Source organism: Nocardia sp. NPDC049220, from assembly GCF_040647855.1.
Taxonomy (GTDB): Bacteria; Actinomycetota; Actinomycetes; order Mycobacteriales; family Mycobacteriaceae; genus Nocardia.
Genome location: NZ_JBEZDA010000008.1, coordinates 147,615 through 165,660, shown reverse-complemented (window position 1 = coordinate 165,660; position 18,046 = coordinate 147,615). Strand labels below are relative to the sequence as shown.

The window sequence follows — 18,046 nt, the reverse complement described above, 5'->3', positions numbered from 1 at the left end:
CGTGGTCACGCTTGCCGCGACGCGAGTTCCACGACGGTGATGTCCGACGGTGCGCCCACGCGTACCGGCGGGCCCCACGCCCCGGCGCCCCGGGTGACGTACAACTGTGTGTCACCGTACCGCTCCAGCCCGGCGACCGTCGGATTCACCAGGCCCACAAGATAATTGACCGGCCAGAGCTGGCCGCCGTGCGTATGCCCGGACAGTTGCAGGTCGACGCCGTGGCGGACCGCCGCGTCGATGAGTACGGGCTGGTGCGCCAAGAGGACAGCGGCACGCGAGCGGTCCCGGTCGCCGAGCGCCGCGACGAAGTCGGGCCCCTGCCCGGTCCGCTCGCCCTGCACATCGTTCACGCCCGCCAGGTCGAATCCGGGTAACTCCGTGCGGGCGTTCGCGAGCAGGTGCATGCCGAGTTCTCGAACGTGGTCGATCCACCCGTCGGCGCCGGAGAAATACTCGTGGTTACCGGTCACGAAGAACGCACCGTGGCGTGCGCGCAGGCGCGCCAGCGGTTCGACGGCGGAGCGCAGGTGCTCGACGGTGCCATCCACCAAGTCGCCGACGACGGCGATCAGGTCGGGCTGGGTGTCGTTGATGGTGCGGACCACCCGCTCAGCGAAACCGCGGCCGAGAACGGGGCCGAGATGGACGTCGCTGACGACTGCGATGCGGAACCCGTCCGCACGACGGGGCAGTTTCGCCAGCGGCACCACGACGTGCTCGACACTCGGTCCGTCGAGAACGCCGTAGGCTCCAGCACCGACAGTCGTCGACGCGACAGCCACGGCCGCGCCGCCGACGACGCGGGAAACGAAGATTCTGCGTGGAATTCGCAGGATTGGAGGCGCAGCCGTCGCAGGTTGCGGCGCACTATCCATGTCCAGCAGAGAGTTCGGTGTCGGCACGAATTCGGCGGACGCGGCAACAGCGACCGTCTCGGACACCGATTTCGCACCGAACCGCAGCAGCACGAGCCGAATCGGCTCAACCACCAGTAGCGCCAGCAGCAGATACCCGAAAAAAGCGGCCCACAGATAACCCGGCCAGGCGATGATGCGGACCAACGGGAAGGGCGCCGAGGCCAATTCGGCGACACTCGCGCCGATCAGTAGCAGCGGGCCCGCCACGACGACGGCGGTGCCAGCCCGCCGCGCGCGGGACTGCGCCACGGTGGCGTCCCGTACGAGTCGCCGCCACACGTACCAATGCAGCCCGACGAACAGCACCGACATGACGATCACGACAGCTACGACAGTCACGACGAGAACACTCACTACGACCACGGCCGCACGCTTCGTGCACAGTCCGACTTCGCGGCGCCGACGCGCGACACGCCATCGATTGCGCGCGCCGCGTCGAGTTCACGCAACCCGCTCAACTCATCCGGTCGATGACGCCGCGCAGATACGCGGCCTGACCCGCGTGCTGTAGATCGTCCGAGATCACGCTGACCAACCGCACGCCGAGCGTCACCGGCGGATCCCACCGGATGTCGACGATCCGTTCGAGGTCGCTGTCGCTCAGCTTCCGGACGAAGCGCACCGCCTGGTCGTGCACCGCGTCGTAGTAACCGGTGAGCAGTTCGGCCGGTGCACGAACGACAGCGACGTCGACGGGGCGGTCGCCGTAACCGGTCGCGCCTACCTCGATCGGCAGTCCGAATCGTTCGTACCAACCGTGCGCGGTCCACACCTGCTCGGTACCGGCCACGTCCGCCACATGATCGTCCTGCACCCGGGTCAGATGCCAGACCAGCCATGCGATCGAGTTGGCGCCGGGGTCGATTCGGTAGACAAGGTCGTCCTCGTCGAGTCCGTCCACCACCTCGTGCACTACCTCCCGGATCCGCCCGAAGGCGTCGGTCAGCACATCGCCACTTCTCATTGTCTCGGCTCCTCCCTCGCGGTCAGATGCTGTCGACGGTACCGATCCGCGCCCCGAACCGGGCCCGATACCGGATGGGTCGATCTGATCGGCGCGGGCCCCGACCCACGTCCATGTGGCCGGCCGATTCCGAGCAGCCGGTACCCGGGACCGTCGAATTCTCGCACGGCCGAACCACATTGAACGTGCCATTCTTTAACGGTACGATATTTGTTGGCTAGATAATTCTGATCCGACCGGCCGATTTTGGTTCCCGACCGGACGATACATACCGAAGTGAGGAAGCACCGATGATCCACGACGTCGACACCGGACGTACCCGCCGAGCGATAGCCCGCGTGGCACTGGCTGCCGCGCTCACGCTGACCCCTATCACCATCGCCGCGGCGCCCGCGATGGCAGAGCAGCCGGCCGTCGCTCAGGTGAGCCAGGGCGAAGAGATTCACGGCGGCTGGGGGCACGGCGGCCGGCATCGCCACGGCGGCTGGGGCGGAAACGGTTGGGGTGGCAATGGTTGGGGTGGCAACGGCTGGGGCGGGCTCGGCGGCTACGGCTTGTGGGGTAGCCCGTTCGGCTACTGGGGCAGCCCGTTCGGCATCTGGCCTGGCTTCTTCCTGCCTGGTACCGGAAGCGCGTTCTGACTATCCACGAGCGCACCAACCCACCCGGCCAGATGACTCTCGCTCGACGGTGGTGCGCGGTCGCACCGCGCACCACCGTCGAGCGGCACGGCGGAGCCGGGAAATCCTCCGCACAACCGTGTGCGGCGAATAGCGAACGGCAATTCGCCACACGATGGTCGGCTCGGATCGTGGTACCGCACAGGCCGACTACCTGATCGAATGATCGGACCAGCGAGGAAGCTGGGTCGCCCCCTGTTCCGCCTGTTTTCACCCGTTGTTTTTCGAGGTGCGGCACAGCACACTTGGAGAGCGAATCCTGCCGCCAACATGCGGCGCTTTGCTTCGACCCCGTGGGCCACAGGCCATCTCGGCTCGACCAGCGCGCGAAGCCCACTATCAGCGCCCCGACCGACAACCCGGCGTCGCGGGTGTCCGACCACCCAAGATAAGCCGACCGACGCCGGGCGGGTCCGTCACAGCACGGTCACACCGAGCTGCCCTCCGGTTCGGTCGATCGAAATTCGACATTCAGATACACCGGGACAAGGTGGGTTCGATTCCGCAACCCAGCGAGAGCTATGACTGCCGTGCAGACCGCGACGAGAGCACACAGCAGTGCCGGAGTTGTCAGCACCGCGGTGGCAGCCTGTTGCGTTGCCTCGGGGCTCGATCCCCCGGTGCCCCCGACGAACGTCTGCATAATGTCGTCGAGTCCAGTGAGGCCGTCCCGGTGTCTTGTCATATCGCGCACTTCCGGCGCTTTGCCATGCAAATAAAGCAAGGCCGCCAGAACGAATACCGCGGTAGCCACACCGCTGACGGCGACGAGGCGCGACAACGCCTCGATACCCATCGCGAGAGATAGCATCGCCGCGATCATGGTGACCGCCGCGGCGACGCCTGCCATCATCCCCCATCCATCGCTGATGGTGTCGGCGTAACTGGCCGGCCGATACCCGAAGCCATCGAGCCCGGGGAGCGAGCCTTCCATCCACCCGAAGGCATTGATGCGCACGTCGCCGTATGGCCCCGACGCCACCAGCCACGGCTGGAAGAGCAGCACAACAGTGAGCAGACTCGATGCCGCGACACACCATCGCTTCCAATCGGTCAGAGACTTGGAGCGGTGCGGCGGCACTATGTATTCGAATTGTTCGTAAGTTGAATTTATTTCTTCGTAAGTTGAAGTTGCCATTAGGCTCTCCATTTTAGTTTTACGATCTGCGTTTGTCGTAAATCTTATACACCTTTCCAAAATATCCGATTCCGTCTCGAATCAGAGCATGATACCGAACTACCCGGGATTGCGGCGCCCAAACATGCCTCCGCTCGTATATGAGCGCCGTTCGGCCATTCATTGCGTATGTCAGTTATGTTTCGCGCGCGCTTCGATTATCATAATGACTCGTTTGATATCGGCACTCTGTCGGATGGGCCGCCATTCAACGGCACGTTGCGGACCAGAACTCGAGTGATAGATTGCGAAGCCGGAGCGGTTGACGCGGCACTGCATTCTGCCAGTGCATGTTTCGCCTTGCAGGTCGACCGAACCCCGAGGTGCGCGCGTGGCGCGTGAAAGACACCTTCAGTATCCGGTCAAGTTTCGCGGTATACGGCGATCGCCCGGTCGGTTCGAGCGCAGTCGAACTGCATCGCGGATCGCTGCTCCCCGGCGCGCTACGCGCCTGAGCCGCCTTCAACCTTTCATCAACCCGCAGCGGGCATAGTGACCTTCATCCGCGGCCGAAACAGCCGTGCGCTTCACGTCCGCAACCAGCGAGGAGCCACCCGTCATGAGTTATGCCAAGCCGGGAACCGAGGGCAGCGTCGTCGAATTCGCCGACCGCTACGAGAATTTCATCGGCGGTGAATGGACCGCCCCGGTCGAAGGCCGTTACTTCGACAATCCGTCCCCGGTGGACGGGGCGACGTTTTGTTCGGTGGCACGATCCTCGGCCGCCGATGTGGATCTCGCTTTGGACGCCGCGCACCGCGCGGCCGACGGGTGGGGACGCACCTCCACCACCGAGCGCGCGAATATCCTCAACAAGATCGCCGACCGGATCGAAGACAACCTCGAAGCGCTCGCGGTCGCCGAGACCTGGGAGAACGGGAAGCCGGTCCGCGAAACACTCGCCGCTGATCTGCCCTTGGCAGTCGACCACTTCCGCTACTTCGCGGGCGCGGTCCGGGCGCAGGAAGGCGGCATCAGCGAGATCGATGCCGACACCATCGCTTACCACTTCCACGAGCCGCTGGGCGTGGTTGGCCAGATCATCCCGTGGAACTTCCCGATCCTGATGGCCACCTGGAAGCTCGCACCCGCGCTGGCAGCAGGCAACGCCGTGGTACTCAAACCCGCCGAGCAAACCCCCGCCTCGATCCTGAAGGTGGTCGAACTCGTCGCCGATCTGCTGCCACCCGGAGTGCTCAACATCGTCAACGGCTTCGGCGTGGAGGCGGGCAAACCGTTGGCCTCCAGCCCGCGGGTCGCGAAGGTCGCCTTCACCGGCGAAACCACGACCGGCAGGTTGATCATGCAGTACGCCAGCGAGAACATCATCCCGGTCACCCTGGAATTGGGCGGCAAGAGCCCCAATATCTTCCTGCCCGACATCATGTCCGCCGACGATGCGTTCCTGGACAAAGCCGTCGAGGGCTTCGTGATGTTCGCGCTCAACCAGGGGGAGGTGTGCACGTGTCCGTCCCGCGCCCTGATCCACTCGGCCATCTACGACGAGTTCATTTCCCGGTGCCTCGAACGCACCAAGGCGATCCGCGGCGGAAATCCGCTCGATGAGGCCACCATGATCGGCGCCCAGGCCAGCAATGACCAATACGAAAAGATTCTGTCCTACTTCGACATCGGCCGCCGCGAAGGCGCGGAGGTCCTCACCGGCGGCGGCACCCGCAAGGTCGAGCAGTTCCCGGGCGGCTACTACGTCGAGCCCACGATCTTCAAGGGTCGCAACGACATGCGAATCTTCCAGGAGGAGATCTTCGGCCCGGTCGTCTCGGTGACCACGTTCGATTCCATCGACGAGGCGCTGAAAATCGCCAACGACACCCTCTACGGCCTCGGCGCGGGCGTGTGGACCAGGGATATGAACACCGCGTACCGGCTCGGCCGGGAGATCAAGGCCGGACGCGTCTGGACGAACTGCTACCACGCCTATCCCGCACACGCCGCCTTCGGCGGCTACAAGAAGTCCGGCATCGGCAGGGAGAACCACGCCATGATGCTCGACCACTACCAACAGACCAAGAATCTCCTGGTCAGCTACTCGCCGGACAAGCTCGGATTCTTCTGATGCCGGATCCGGTGCACCGCGTCGAGCTCACCGAGCAGGCGGAGGCGTTGCTGCACACGCTGATCGGGCAGCATGGCGCGGTCATGTTCCATCAGTCCGGCGGCTGCTGCGACGGCAGTTCACCAATGTGTTACCCGCGCGGCGAATTCCGGGTGGGCGCATCGGACGTGTTGCTCGGATACCTCGACGCGGATACCCCGTTCTGGATGAGCGCCGACCAGTTCGAGTATTGGCGCCACACCCACCTCACCGTCGACGTGGTGGCGGGACGGGGCAGCGGATTCTCGCTCGAAGCGCCAGAAGGCGTGCGTTTCCTCATCCGCTCGCGCCTGTTCACCGATGAGGAGACCGCCTACCTCCAGGCACAGCCGCCGCCACGAACCGGGGCGGACTCGCCCCATTGAACGGCGCACCGGCCGATTGTGGGGTAAACCACGTACCGATACTCCGACCGGGCTGCGCACCGAGCTGTCGCTTCGGTGCGCAGTCCGATTTCCGTCCGGGTCCGGCGGACGAAACAATTCAGTGTGGGAATAGTTCGGGCATGGATATGTTCGTTCGAGATGGTTAGACGAACGAACGAAAGGGTGCCCCGGTGATGACCGAGACAAGCGAACTAGCCGTCGGCCTCCGGTCGGAGCGCGGAGCGATCCTCGGTTCGCTGATGCTGGCGACAGCACTGGTCGCGCTCGACTCGACCGTCATCGCCACCGCGGTGCTGACGATCACCGACAATCTCGGCGGCTTTGCGCAGTTTCCCTGGCTGTTCTCCATCTACCTGCTCGCCCAAGCCGTCACGGTCCCGATCTACGGAAAACTCGCTGACACGGTCGGCCGCAAACCGGTAATCCTGTTCGGGATCGTCATGTTCGCGCTGGGGTCGCTGCTGTGCGGCATCGCGACGAGCATGCTCGGCCTGATCATCTTCCGCGCTGTGCAGGGTATCGGCGCCGGGGCGATCCAGCCGATGACGATGACGATCGCGGGCGACCTCTACACACTGTCCGAGCGCGCGAAGGTGCAGGGCTACCTGGCCAGCGTGTGGGCCATGTCGAGCGTGGCCGGCCCGCTGCTGGGCGGCATCTTCGCCGAGTACATCAGCTGGCGCTGGATCTTCCTGATCAACCTGCCGCTGTCGGCGCTCGCCGGATGGATGCTGGTGCGCAACTTCGCCGAGAGCGCGCCGCGGCGTAGACAACGCGTCGACTATCTCGGCGCGGCCCTGCTCACCGTCGGCGCGGGCGCACTGATTCTCGGACTGCTCGAAGGCGGGCAGGCGTGGGCCTGGGCCTCCCCCACCGGCATCGGCGTATTCGTCGGCGGCGCGGCACTGCTCGTGCTGTTCGGAATGGTGGAGCGCCGCGCGGATAACCCGATTCTTCCGCTGTGGGTGTTCACCCGGCGCGTAGTCATCGCCAGCGGCCTGGTGGCGGTGCTGATCGGGGCAATCTTACTCGGGTTGACTTCCTACGTTCCGACGTACACCCAAGGCGTGCTGGGCACCGGCGCGTTGGTCGCGGGCCTCACGGTGGGCGCGCTCACACTCGGCTGGCCGCTGGCCGCCTCGCAGGCCGGAAAGGTGTACCTGCGCATCGGTTTTCGCACCACCGCCGTGATCGGCAGCGGACTCGCCGCACTCGGCGCCGCCAGCACGCTACTGATCACCGTGGACTCGACGCTATGGCAAGTCGCGGCGTCCTGTTTCGTCATCGGCACCGGGATGGGGTTGGTCGCCACCCCCACCCTGATCGCGGCGCAGACCAGCGCCGAGTGGACCGAGCGCGGCGTGGTCACCTCGGCCAACATGTTCGCCCGCTCGATTGGTAGCGCGGTGGGTGTCGCGGTCTTCGGCGCGATCGTGAACTCGAGGGTCGGCGGCACCGGCCACCCGCTGCCCGCCACGTTGGCCTCGTCGGTGCATCTGGTGTTCATCGCGGTGGCAGCGATGGCCGTGGTGCTGGTGGTGGCTTCGGCCACGATGCCGGGTCGGGAGGTGGCGCACGCCTGACCGGAAGGCGATCGGGCGCAGTGGAAGCGAACCGCCCGGCTTGGTCGGTGAGGGCACAGCGGGTCGCGCCGTGACTGGCCAGATGGCCCGAACACCGGTCGTTGCGGCGGGGACAACTCTGGTCGGCACCAGTCCTGGTGGGGCATTTCCGGAGCGGCCGGATCAGACCGCACGGTAGTGCGATGAACAGCCGGTTTACGGAAGCAGTCGCCACCGCAGAAGCGCATGCTCGGATTCTGACCAGACCAGTGCCCTGGAGGAAAAAGTGGCTGCCGCCGTATGCGCGATCATCGGGATGTTCTTTCTGGCGATGGGCAGCTACGCGCTGATCGCGCCTGCCGCTCTGATCGGGCCGTTCGGCGTCCGACTCACCGCGGCAAGCGCCCGCTACGAAGTACGCGCCGTCTACGGCGGCTTCGGGCTGGCCATGGCAGCCGTGCTGGGCGTTGCCGCGCTGGATCTCGGCTCGCTGCGCATCGGGATCATGGTCGCGGTCGGCGCGGCGCTGGCGGGTATGGCCCTGGGACGGGTGCTGTCCGCGGCGCTGGATGAACGAACAGCCTTCTACCCCACGTGGTTCTACTGCGTGGTGGAAGCGCTCGCGGCCACCGCCCTATTGCTCACGGCCTGACGGCGACATTCGTATCGCGGCCGACCGCTCGCCGTTATCCTGCGACCGACTAGCGTCGCACGGAGTCCGCTGCCGCACCGGACTTTCCGAGCCGGTTCAGCGCTAGGTAGCCGACCGATACCAGAGCCGTCCACACCGCGCCGACCACGATCGCCGTTCGCCCGCTGTCGGTGCAGAACAGCAGCACGACCACCAGACCGAGGAAGGCCAGCGCCAGCACCGTGGTGTACGGCGCGCCGGGCAGCCGGTAGTCGGAAGCGGGGAGCTCACCACGAGCGACCTTGGCCCGATAGAGCAGATGACAGACCAAAATGACACCCCAGACGAAAATGATGCCGATGGTCGACACCGAAGTGATGTAGGCGAACGCCTTGTCCGGGGAGATGATATTCACGATGACGCCGATCACCATGGCGCCCGCCGACGCGATGATGCCGACATAGGGCACCGCGCTCGCACTCAACTTGTTCAACCGGGCCGGCGCCTCACCACGCAACGACAGGGTGCGCAGCATCCGGCCGGTCGAGTAGATGCCCGAGTTGCAGGACGACAGCGCCGCGGTGAGCAGCACGAAGTTGATGATGCCCGCCGCGCCGGGAATGCCGATCTGCTCGAACACCTCCACGAACGGGCTCTTGCCCGCGTGGAAGGTACGCCAGCTGGACACCGACATGATCACCACGAGCGCGCCGACGTAGAACAGTCCGATACGCAGTGGCAGCGTATTGATCGCTTTGCGGAGCGTTTTGCGCGGTTCCCGTGCCTCCCCCGCCGTGACGCCGACCAGTTCGACGCCCACATAGGCGAACAGCACGATCTGCAGCACCAGCAGCGACTGGCCGATGCCTTTCGGGAACACGCCACCATCGGCCCACAAATTGGTGGCGGTGGGGTCGGCCGCGTGTCCGAAACCGAACAGCAGCACGCCGATGCCGAGCAGGATCATGCCGATGATCGCGGTGACCTTGATGGTGGAGAACCAAAACTCGCCCTCGCCGAACAAGCGCACCGAGATCAGGTTGGCGCCGAACATCACCGCGAGCACCACCAAGGCGGTGATCCACGATGCGATGTCGAACCAGTACTCCACGTACTTACCCGCCACGGTGATCTCCGCCATACACGTGGCGACCCACACCGCCCAATACGACCAGCCGGTCACGAATCCGGCGAAACGGCCGAGGAATTCGTGCGCGTACTCGGCGAAACTGCCCGAGATCGGGCGATAGGTCAGCAACTCGCCGAGTGCCCGCATGATCACGAAGATGGCCGCGCCCGCCACCAGGTAGGCGAGAATCAGCGCGGGGCCGGCCTGCTCGATCGCACCACCCGCGCCGTAGAACAAGCCGGTACCGATCGCGCCGCCGATGGCGATCATCTGGATGGTGCGAGGGCTCAAGCCGCGTGCGTAACCCTCCGAGTTGCCCGCGCCCGCCGGGCCCTGTGGTCCTGCGCCCTGTACCTGACGGTCGGCGGCTGTCATAGTGCGGTCCTTCCCTCTTCGGCAACGACGCGACATCAGGATCGTCGGTCGGTGCGCCGAACACGGTCTCGAATCACCGCACGTTCGGCGCGATCAGCTCGTCACGCTACCGGCCTCTGCCGCTACCCGCCCGAGGTTGCCGCCAGTACCCCGGACCGACTGCCCGGCACCGTTGCCTTCCCGATCGACCGTCCAGCGTGTCATCATCGCTCACAGCACCGACGATGTCGGCGAGATCGGGCGACAGCAAATGACCGGCACACGGGTGCGGACCGGAGCGAGCGCCTGTCATGACTGAACAACCCACTCGACCGACACGGCTACGCCGATATGCGCTGCGCACGGTAACCGCAGTCGTCATCGTCGTCGCCCTGGTGATCGGAGCGTCGTTCGCGGCAACGGCGGTGCTGCACATCCCGTCGCCACCGACGCTGCTCGGCCTCTTGCTGGACCCGCCATCCACCCAAGGCCTGCTGTTCGCCAGTCGGACCGTGGCGGCCTCCCCTACCCCCCGTCCACTGCCCGTCGCGAGCGAGTCGCTACCGGCCACGGTTCCCTGGCGAGGGTCGCAGATCCCGGTCGCCCAGTTCCTCGGCGACACGCACACGAACGCGTTCCTGGTGCTGCGCGATGGCGTGCTGACCACCGAGTGGTATGGCGAGGGTGTCGAGCCGACCACACCACAGTCTTCCTGGTCGGTCGCGAAATCGGTGGTCTCGCTCCTGACCGGTCAAGCCGTCGCAGCCGGAAAGTTGCGCGAGGACGACCGCCTGACGCGCATCCTGCCCGAACTGGCCACCGGCGGCGGGTACGACACGATCACCATCCGGGACCTGCTCGACATGACCTCGGGCATCGATGTCCCGGAGAACTACCACAGGTACCTGCCGCTGACCGGCACCGCCCGGATGTACCTGACCGAGGATCTGGGCGGATTCGTCCGCGCGCACCGCAGCCTGCGGTTCACTCCCGGCAGCATGGGCGACTATCGCAGCGTGGACACCCAACTGCTCGGTATGGCGGTGGCGAAGGTCCAGGGCCGGTCGGTCAGCGAACTGTTGCAGCGCGATATCTGGGGGCCGATGGGCGCGCAGGATGACGCGCTGTGGAACCTCGATACCGCGGACGGACAGGAGAAGGCCTTCTGCTGTCTCAACGCCACCGCACGCGATTTCGCCAAGATCGGCCAGCTGGTGTTGGCGGGTGGACGGGCCGGCAGCACGCAGGTCGTGCCGCCCGAGTGGCTGGAGCGCATTCGCGTTCCGGCGCCGCACCCGGTGGGCGCCTGGCACTACGGCGCGCAGTGGTGGCACCCGAGCGGCGGAGACGGTCAGGACATCTCCGCGGTCGGGGTCTACGGCCAGTACATCTATCTCGACCCGCCGAGCGGTACGGTCATCGTGAAGCTCAGCGACCATGGGACCACTCAGGACCGACAGGAGACCATCGATGTCTTCCGTGCGATCGCCGGGCGATGATATGGCGGCACGCCGTCAACGGTTGTGCGCGGCCCGAGCTGAAAGACAGGTAGGGTAACTAAGGCAATCCTACCTGGAGGTCAGCTATGGCACGACCCCGCACTTCCCTCACCGTGCAACGCACCGAATGGCTCACCCCGCACCTGATCCGGGTCCACCTCGGCGGCCCCGGTTTCGCCGGGTTCCGGCCCAGCGAATTCACCGACTCTTACGTGAAGTTCATCTTCCCGCGGGACGGGGTCGAGGTGCTGCGCACATACACCGTTCGCTCGGTGGACCAGCTCGCCGGCGAGATTGCCGCGGATTTCGTCTTCCACGGCGCGGAGGGAATAGCGGGACCGTGGGCGGCCTCGGTACAACCGGGCGAGATCATCGATCTGTACGGACCCGGCGGGGCCTACTCCCCCCGCTCGGACGCCGACTGGCACTTGCTGGCCGGTGACGAGGCGGCCCTGCCGGCCATCGCGACCGCGCTGGAGGCGATGGACGTCGAAGCAACCGGAATGGCGTTCGTCGAGGTCGCCGGACCTGACGACGAGCTGCCGCTGAAGAAGCCGGACGGTGTCGAGTTGACCTGGCTGCACCGCGGCGTACGCGCGCCGGGTGAGCTGCTTGCCGAGTCCATCCGGCAAGCGCCGTGGCCGCACGGGCAGGTCCAGGTCTTCATCCATGGCGAGGCGAGGTCCGTCATGCACGACCTGCGCCGCTACGTGCGCCGCGAACGCGAGGTGTCCGCCGAATGGGCCGCGTCGATCTCCGGCTATTGGCGACTCGGTCGCACCGAGGAGGGTTTCCGCGAGTGGAAGGCCGAACTCACCGCGAGCGAATCGGCGGCGGCCAACAGCTGAACTGCTACCGATGGGCTTCGATCGACCCGGGGCAGACCCTGTCACGCCGGATCGATGCCGATGCCCTCCATCGCGATCGAGACTCCGCAGGCGCGCGCCGAGTGAATCGATACGGCCGGGCCGTGGCGTCCCAGCTCCCGGAGCACGTCGACCTGACGTCGATGCGGCCGAATCTCTGAGGATTCGCCGGTAGCAGTGATGCTCCGGCAGCACCGGGCCACCCGAGGGCGACAAAGCCGCTCGGGCGGCGCAGCGGGTCGTCGGTCCGACGCTACTGCTGAGTCGAGCGCAATGCCTCCGCGACGAACTGCGTCGTATACGTCTTCGACAGATCGATGTGGTCGCGAACAGGACGGACGTTCGTCGAGTACTTGCCAAGGATCTTCAGGACATTCAGGGCACCTTCGGTTTTCATCAATCCGTCGCCGTTGAACATCCCGATCGAGTCGCGGATGGACTGGATATACAGATCCTTGCCCGCGCTCGCGTACTGCGAAGGCATCTTCGCCGCGATCTCCTCCGGCGTGTGCGCCTTGATCCACTGCAGCGTCTGGACGAACGCCGCGGCGAGTTTGCGCACGATGTCGGGGTGCGCGTCGACGGTGGTGCAACTCATATACAGCGACGAGGACGGGTAGAGGCCGCCCAGGGCGGCACGCGTACTCGCCTCGGTGCGCATGTCGACCAGGATCTCGGCCTCACCGGAGTTCACCATCTGTGCGACGGTCGGGTCGGTGGTCATTCCCGCGTCGATGCCATCGTGGTTCATTCCGGCGATAAAGGTTTGTCCCGCACCGGCTTTCACACGAGTGTAGTCCGCGGTCGACATCCCCTCCTGACCGGTGAGCGCCTGAGTGAGGAAGTCGGTCGACGAGCCGAACGACGTGACACCCAGCTTCTTGCCGCGCAGGTCGGCCACCGACCCGATGGTCGGCGCGTCCTGCTTCGACACCAACTCGACCTCACCCGGCACGTCCGCCAGCTGAACAACCGAGCGGATGCACTGGTCCTTGGCCTGCAGGTCGATGGTGTGGTCGTAGAACCCGACCACACCCTGCACATCACCGGTGAGCAGCGCGTTCTCGGCGTTGGCGCCGGACTGCTCGCCGAGCAACTCGACATCGATGTCGTTGCGTTCGAAGTTGCCGAGCTGCTTGGTGAGCATGGCGGGCAGGTAGATCACCTTTTCCAACCCGCCGACCATGATGGTGATCTGCGGACGCCCGTTCGCGGTCGGAATGTGCCGGGAATCCCGACATCCCGTGGCGAGTAGTAGTGCCGCGACGGCCACGACGACAACGGCCACATGCTTGCGATACCTCATGTCAGATCCCGTGGCTCGGGGTCGCCTGCGACGGACGCCATTTCAACAACCGGTTCTCTGCCATTCCTATCCCCCATTCGGCGACCAGCGCGATGACGGTGATGAGGATCATGCCCGCATAGATGCCCGCGGAATCGAACGTCCCCTGGGCGTTGCTGATCAGCAGACCCAACCCTTTACTGGCACCGGCATACTCACCGACCACAGCGCCGATCAGGGCGAAGCCGAACGCGGTGTGCAAACTGGACAGAATCCAGGTGGTCGCGCTGGGCAGCACGATCGACATCAGTACCTGCCGCCTGCTCGCACCGAGGATGCGCGCGTTGTTGATGACGTTGCCGTCGACTTCGCGCGCGCCGGTGAACGCGTTGAAGAACACCGCGAAGAACACCAGCACGACAACGGTCGCGACCTTCGAACTGAGTCCCAAGCCGAACCAGATGATGAACAGCGCGGCGAGCACGATACGCGGCACCGCGTTGAGTGCTTTGATGAACGGCGCGAGCACCTCGGCCCAGTACCGGCTGCGCCCGAGCAACACACCGAGCACGACACCGGCCACGGCACCGATCACGAAGCCGAGCACCGCCTCCTCGACGGTGGTGTAGATCTGCAGCCAGAGGGAGCCGAACTGCGTTCCTTCAGCGAACCATTCGACCAGTCGCTCCCAGATCAGCGACGGCTTGGAGTAGAAGAACGGGTCGATCCACAGTGAGGCGGTCAGCTCCCACGAGCCCAGCCACAGCGCAACGAGAGCGAGGCGCAGTCCCCACGTGCGGATCCGGGCCCGCTGGGCGTTGGCGCGTACCCGGGCGAGGATCTGCTCCTCGGACTCGTTTTCCACCGCCGGTTGCGCGGCGGTACTTCTTTCGACGACGTCATGCGACATGGGAGGCTCCCTTGGCTCGAGCCGCCTCGACCTGGTCGCGCAGCGTTTCCCAAATTTCCTTGTAGATGTCACGGAACTCGGTGGTCAGCCGCACATCCTCGACGCTGCGCGGCCGCGGCAGCCCCACGGTGAAGTCGCCGCAGACCGTCGCCGGGCTCGCTGTCATGACGACCACCCGGTCAGCCAGCACGATCGCCTCCTCCAGGTCATGGGTGACGAAGATGACCGCGGCCCGGTGTCCGTTTCGGCGTTCGCGAGACTCTGCTCGGCGGGGCAGGCTGTCGCCAGCGGGCGCGTCGCTCACGTCGGTACCCGCCCAGACGCGCAGTAGCTCGTCCTGCATCAGCTGGCGCGTCTGCACGTCCAGCGCGCTGAACGGCTCGTCCATCAGCAGGATCTCCGGCTCGTTGACCAACGTCTGCGCCAGCGCGACGCGCTTGCGCATACCGCCGGACAGCTGATGGGTGTAGTAGCCCTCGAACCCGGCCAGGCCGACCTTGCGCACCCACACCGCCGCCTTCTCCCGCGCCTCGGCTTTCGACGCGCCGCGTAGGCGTGGGCCGAGTGCGACGTTGTCCAGCACGCTCTTCCACGGCAGTACCGCGTCCTGTTGGAACATGTAGCCGATACCGTCGGGAATGCCGTGCACCTCGGTGCCGTGCACGAACGTCTGCCCGGCCGACGCCGGTTCCAGTCCGGATACCAGGGAAAGCGTGGTCGACTTGCCGCATCCGGTCGGGCCGACGACTGCGACGAATTCGCCGGGGGCGACCGTCAAGTTCAGGTTCTTCACGGCAGTGTGAATGCCGCCGCCGGTGCCGGGGAAGCGCTTCGTCGCGCTCCGCAGTTCGATGAGTGGTTCGGTCATTGCTTCCTACTTCTGCGAGATCAGATAGGGCGAACGTACGTGTCCCCAGTCACACGGCGGAGTTTGTGCGCACAACCGCCACAAACACGGGATTCGCAGGTTTTGCGCATTTCGCGCACACCGTGGCGTGGTGGGACGGGCGCTGCCGAGCAATCCGCCGCTGGACCGCGCCGGGTCGAGCGGTGTCGAGGCAGCCGCCTATGCTGCGGCCATGGCCACTGAGCGCATACGGGCCGTGCGGTTGCGAACCCAAGTTCTGCTGTTGCAGATCGTGGTCGTCGCGCTAACGCTCGGTGTCGCGTTCGCGGTGTTCGGCTACATCAGCGATCAGCGGCTGCGCGATGCCTATGGGCAGCGCGCACTGGCCATCGCTCGCACCGTCGCGGCCGATCCGGTGGTGCGCGGTGAGGTCAGCAGGTACGCGCCCGGCGTCGTCACCGCCGACGCGCGGCTGCACCAGGAACTCGCCGCGGGTCCGCTGGAACAGATCGCGGTCGATGCGACGCAACGCAACACGGCGCTGTTCGTGGTGATCACCGACGACGCGGGCATCCGTCTGGCGCATCCGGACCAGGGCCGCCTCACCGAGCACGTCAGTACCGACCCGTCCGAAGCGCTGGCCGGACACGAGGTGATCGTGCGGGAACGTGGCACGCTCGGTGACTCGGTCCGCGCGAAAGTACCTGTACTGGATCTCGGTTCGGACCGGATCGTGGGTGCGGTGAGCGTCGGCATCTCCACCGAAGCGGTGCGCGATCAGTTGCTCGACGATCTGGGTACCGCGGGCGCGTTGGTCGGGGCCGCGCTGCTGGTCGGTATCGCCGGCTCGGTCCTGCTCGCCCGGCGCTGGCGCGGTCTGACCCTCGGGCTGGAGCCGGACGAACTCGCCGAACTCGTCCGCGGCCAGGCCGCGGTATTGCACGGCATCGGCGGCGGCGTGCTCGCCGTCGACGCGTCGTGGCGCACGACCTTCGTCAACGACGAGGCGCGCAGGCTGCTGGGCATCGGCCCGGACATCGGTCGATCGGTGGACGAGATCGGGCTGACCCCTCGGGTGCTGGAGGTGTTCCGCGGCCTGGACGAACAACCCGCTTCGGCGACGGTGGGTTCACATATCGTCATCGTCTCGGCGCGGCGGGTCAGCCGCGACGGGCGCGATCTCGGCGCGGTACTCACCGTGCGCGACCGCACCGACGTGGAGTCGCTGACCAGGCAACTCGACGCGGTGCAGTCGATGAGCACGGTGCTGCGCGCGCAGCGGCACGAGTTCTCCAACAAGATGCACCTGATCAGCGGCCTGCTGCACCGTGGACGGGTCGAGGAGGCGTCGCGATCGATCGACGAACTGGTCGGCGCGGGACCGCTCGGCGCCGCCACACCGGGTATCGACGCCATCCATGACGCCTACCTGCAGGCATTCCTGGCCGCCAAGGCCGCACACGCCAGGGAGAGCGGCGTCGAACTCCTGCTCGGCCCGAACACCTGGGTCGACGGCAGCCTCGCCGATCCGGTCGATGTGACGACCGTCCTGGGCAACTTGCTCGACAACGCCATCGAAGCGGTGCGTGCCTCGGATCGACCGGTGCGACAGGTGGAGGTCGAGCTGGTACAAGAGAATTCGACCTTGCACAGCACGGTCACCGACAGCGGTGACGGTGTCGCGCCCGATGTGGTGGATTCGTTGTTCACCGAGGGCACTTCGACCCGCGAGGACCACGGGGTTCCCGGCGGGCGTGGGGTCGGCCTCGCGCTGATCCGCCAGATCGCCCGCGCGCACGGCGGCGATGTGCGCCTGTCCAGTCCCGGCGGCGGCGAACCACCACTCACCGGCGCCGAATTCATCGCTCGCATGCCCGGAGTACTCATCGACAATGAGGTGCCATGGCCGCAGCAGATCTGAGTATCCTCGTCGTCGACGACGACTTCCGGGTGGCCAACCTGCACGCCGGAATCGTGGACTCCATCGCCGGTTTCACCATCGCGGGTACCGCCAATACCCTCACTGCCGCACGGCACATCGTCGTGGCGGAGTCGATCGATCTCGCGCTGGTCGACGTCTATCTTCCCGACGGTTCCGGCATCGATTTCGTGCGCGAACTCTACTGCGACACCATGATTCTCACCGCCGCCACGGACAGCGACACGGTGCGGGCGGCCATCGCGGCGGGCGCCATGGCCTATCTTGTCAAGCCATTCCCGCCCACCGAGTTGGCCGCCCGGCTGGCGGCGTACGCGCGCTACCGGCGCATCCTGTCCGCCCCGCAGGTCGACAACGCCCGGGTGGCGGCGGCGCTGCAAGCACTGCGCCCCACCAGCGCGACGAGCGCTCCGGCAGCGGCCGCCTCCCCCACCAAAGACCTTGTCCTGCACTCCATTCTCGAAGCGGAGATTCCGCTGTCCGCCGGCGAAGTGGCCACCGCCATCGGCATCTCCCGCGCCACCGCACAGCGCTACCTGGCTGCTCTCGTTGCCGGCGGCGCGGTACGCATGAGCCTGCGCTACGGCAGCACCGGCCGCCCCGAACAGGAGTACTCCGCCGTGGCCCAGCGCTGAGCAGGTGGCGCCGAGGCAGTTCGCGGGTGTCGGCGGTGTCGTGGAGCGCCGTGGCGGGCGGCACGCACAACCACGCCGTCATTGTGCGTTGACCAGCGAGTTCACCGTCGATAACGCGGGCGTAGCCGAACGCGCCCGTGATGGCT

The 18,046-nt window shown here is 66.1% G+C and carries 16 protein-coding genes; 9 read left to right on the top strand and 7 right to left on the bottom strand.

Annotation, left to right across the window (positions count from 1 at the left end):
- Positions 1-5: 5 nt before the first annotated feature.
- Positions 6-1,259 carry a metallophosphoesterase gene (locus AB0C34_RS19520; RefSeq protein WP_357074515.1) on the bottom strand — a complete coding sequence of 418 codons (1,254 nt, stop codon included), beginning with the start codon at positions 1,257-1,259 and terminating at the stop codon, positions 6-8.
- A gap of 115 nt (positions 1,260-1,374) precedes the next feature.
- The gene (locus tag AB0C34_RS19515; protein WP_357074512.1) at positions 1,375-1,884 is read right to left on the bottom strand and encodes a DUF664 domain-containing protein; all 510 of its coding nucleotides are present in this window, start codon (positions 1,882-1,884) and stop codon (positions 1,375-1,377) included.
- A gap of 290 nt (positions 1,885-2,174) precedes the next feature.
- Between AB0C34_RS19515 and AB0C34_RS19510 the strand changes: the two genes are divergently transcribed.
- Complete coding sequence (locus tag AB0C34_RS19510) at positions 2,175-2,525, top strand: hypothetical protein (protein ID WP_357074509.1); 351 nt, start codon at positions 2,175-2,177, stop codon at positions 2,523-2,525.
- A 466-nt stretch (positions 2,526-2,991) separates the two neighbouring features.
- On the opposite strand, the gene AB0C34_RS19505 is transcribed toward AB0C34_RS19510, so the two are convergent.
- Complete coding sequence (locus AB0C34_RS19505) at positions 2,992-3,702, bottom strand: hypothetical protein (protein WP_357074506.1); 711 nt, start codon at positions 3,700-3,702, stop codon at positions 2,992-2,994.
- Between the two features lie 598 nt (positions 3,703-4,300).
- Between AB0C34_RS19505 and AB0C34_RS19500 the strand changes: the two genes are divergently transcribed.
- The 4 genes from AB0C34_RS19500 to AB0C34_RS19485 all read left to right on the top strand — a co-directional run bounded on the left by AB0C34_RS19500 (position 4,301) and on the right by AB0C34_RS19485 (position 8,457).
- A complete protein-coding gene (locus AB0C34_RS19500) occupies positions 4,301-5,818 on the top strand; it encodes an aldehyde dehydrogenase family protein (protein WP_357074503.1) in 1,518 nt (505 codons plus the stop codon).
- On the top strand, positions 5,818-6,222 hold the full coding sequence (locus AB0C34_RS19495) for a DUF779 domain-containing protein (protein ID WP_357074500.1): 405 nt from the start codon (positions 5,818-5,820) through the stop codon (positions 6,220-6,222). Before AB0C34_RS19500 ends, AB0C34_RS19495 begins: the two co-directional genes overlap by 1 nt.
- A 191-nt stretch (positions 6,223-6,413) precedes the next feature.
- On the top strand, positions 6,414-7,826 hold the full coding sequence (locus AB0C34_RS19490; RefSeq protein ID WP_357074497.1) for an MDR family MFS transporter: 1,413 nt from the start codon (positions 6,414-6,416) through the stop codon (positions 7,824-7,826).
- 265 nt (positions 7,827-8,091) lie between these two features.
- The gene (locus AB0C34_RS19485) at positions 8,092-8,457 is read left to right on the top strand and encodes a DUF4345 family protein (protein ID WP_357074495.1); all 366 of its coding nucleotides are present in this window, start codon (positions 8,092-8,094) and stop codon (positions 8,455-8,457) included.
- A 49-nt stretch (positions 8,458-8,506) separates the two neighbouring features.
- Here AB0C34_RS19485 and AB0C34_RS19480 read toward each other — a convergent pair whose 3' ends face one another.
- Complete coding sequence (locus AB0C34_RS19480; protein ID WP_357074492.1) at positions 8,507-9,940, bottom strand: amino acid permease; 1,434 nt, start codon at positions 9,938-9,940, stop codon at positions 8,507-8,509.
- 290 nt (positions 9,941-10,230) lie between these two features.
- On the opposite strand from AB0C34_RS19480, the gene AB0C34_RS19475 reads away from it, so the two are divergent.
- Together AB0C34_RS19475 and AB0C34_RS19470 are read left to right on the top strand one after the other, a co-directional pair.
- Positions 10,231-11,418, top strand: coding sequence for a serine hydrolase (locus AB0C34_RS19475; RefSeq protein WP_357074489.1), 1,188 nt, complete (start codon positions 10,231-10,233; stop codon positions 11,416-11,418).
- An 86-nt stretch (positions 11,419-11,504) separates the two neighbouring features.
- Positions 11,505-12,266, top strand: a complete 762-nt coding sequence (locus tag AB0C34_RS19470; RefSeq protein ID WP_357074486.1) for a siderophore-interacting protein — start codon at positions 11,505-11,507, stop codon at positions 12,264-12,266.
- A 271-nt stretch (positions 12,267-12,537) separates the two neighbouring features.
- On the opposite strand, the gene AB0C34_RS19465 is transcribed toward AB0C34_RS19470, so the two are convergent.
- From AB0C34_RS19465 to AB0C34_RS19455, 3 genes are read right to left on the bottom strand one after another with little or no spacing between them, the layout of a single operon-like run.
- Entirely contained in the window at positions 12,538-13,590 is a 1,053-nt protein-coding gene (locus tag AB0C34_RS19465) for an ABC transporter substrate-binding protein (protein WP_357074483.1), read from the bottom strand.
- Between the two features lies 1 nt (position 13,591).
- The gene (locus AB0C34_RS19460; protein WP_357074480.1) at positions 13,592-14,479 is read right to left on the bottom strand and encodes an ABC transporter permease; all 888 of its coding nucleotides are present in this window, start codon (positions 14,477-14,479) and stop codon (positions 13,592-13,594) included.
- Positions 14,469-15,347, bottom strand: a complete 879-nt coding sequence (locus AB0C34_RS19455; protein ID WP_357074477.1) for an ABC transporter ATP-binding protein — start codon at positions 15,345-15,347, stop codon at positions 14,469-14,471. The genes AB0C34_RS19460 and AB0C34_RS19455 overlap by 11 nt, the downstream gene beginning before the upstream one ends.
- 211 nt (positions 15,348-15,558) lie before the next feature.
- Between AB0C34_RS19455 and AB0C34_RS19450 the strand changes: the two genes are divergently transcribed.
- Positions 15,559-17,247, top strand: a complete 1,689-nt coding sequence (locus tag AB0C34_RS19450) for a sensor histidine kinase (RefSeq protein WP_357074474.1) — start codon at positions 15,559-15,561, stop codon at positions 17,245-17,247.
- Positions 17,229-17,900, top strand: a complete 672-nt coding sequence (locus AB0C34_RS19445) for a response regulator (RefSeq protein WP_357074472.1) — start codon at positions 17,229-17,231, stop codon at positions 17,898-17,900. The genes AB0C34_RS19450 and AB0C34_RS19445 overlap by 19 nt, the downstream gene beginning before the upstream one ends.
- Positions 17,901-18,046 lie beyond the last annotated feature (146 nt).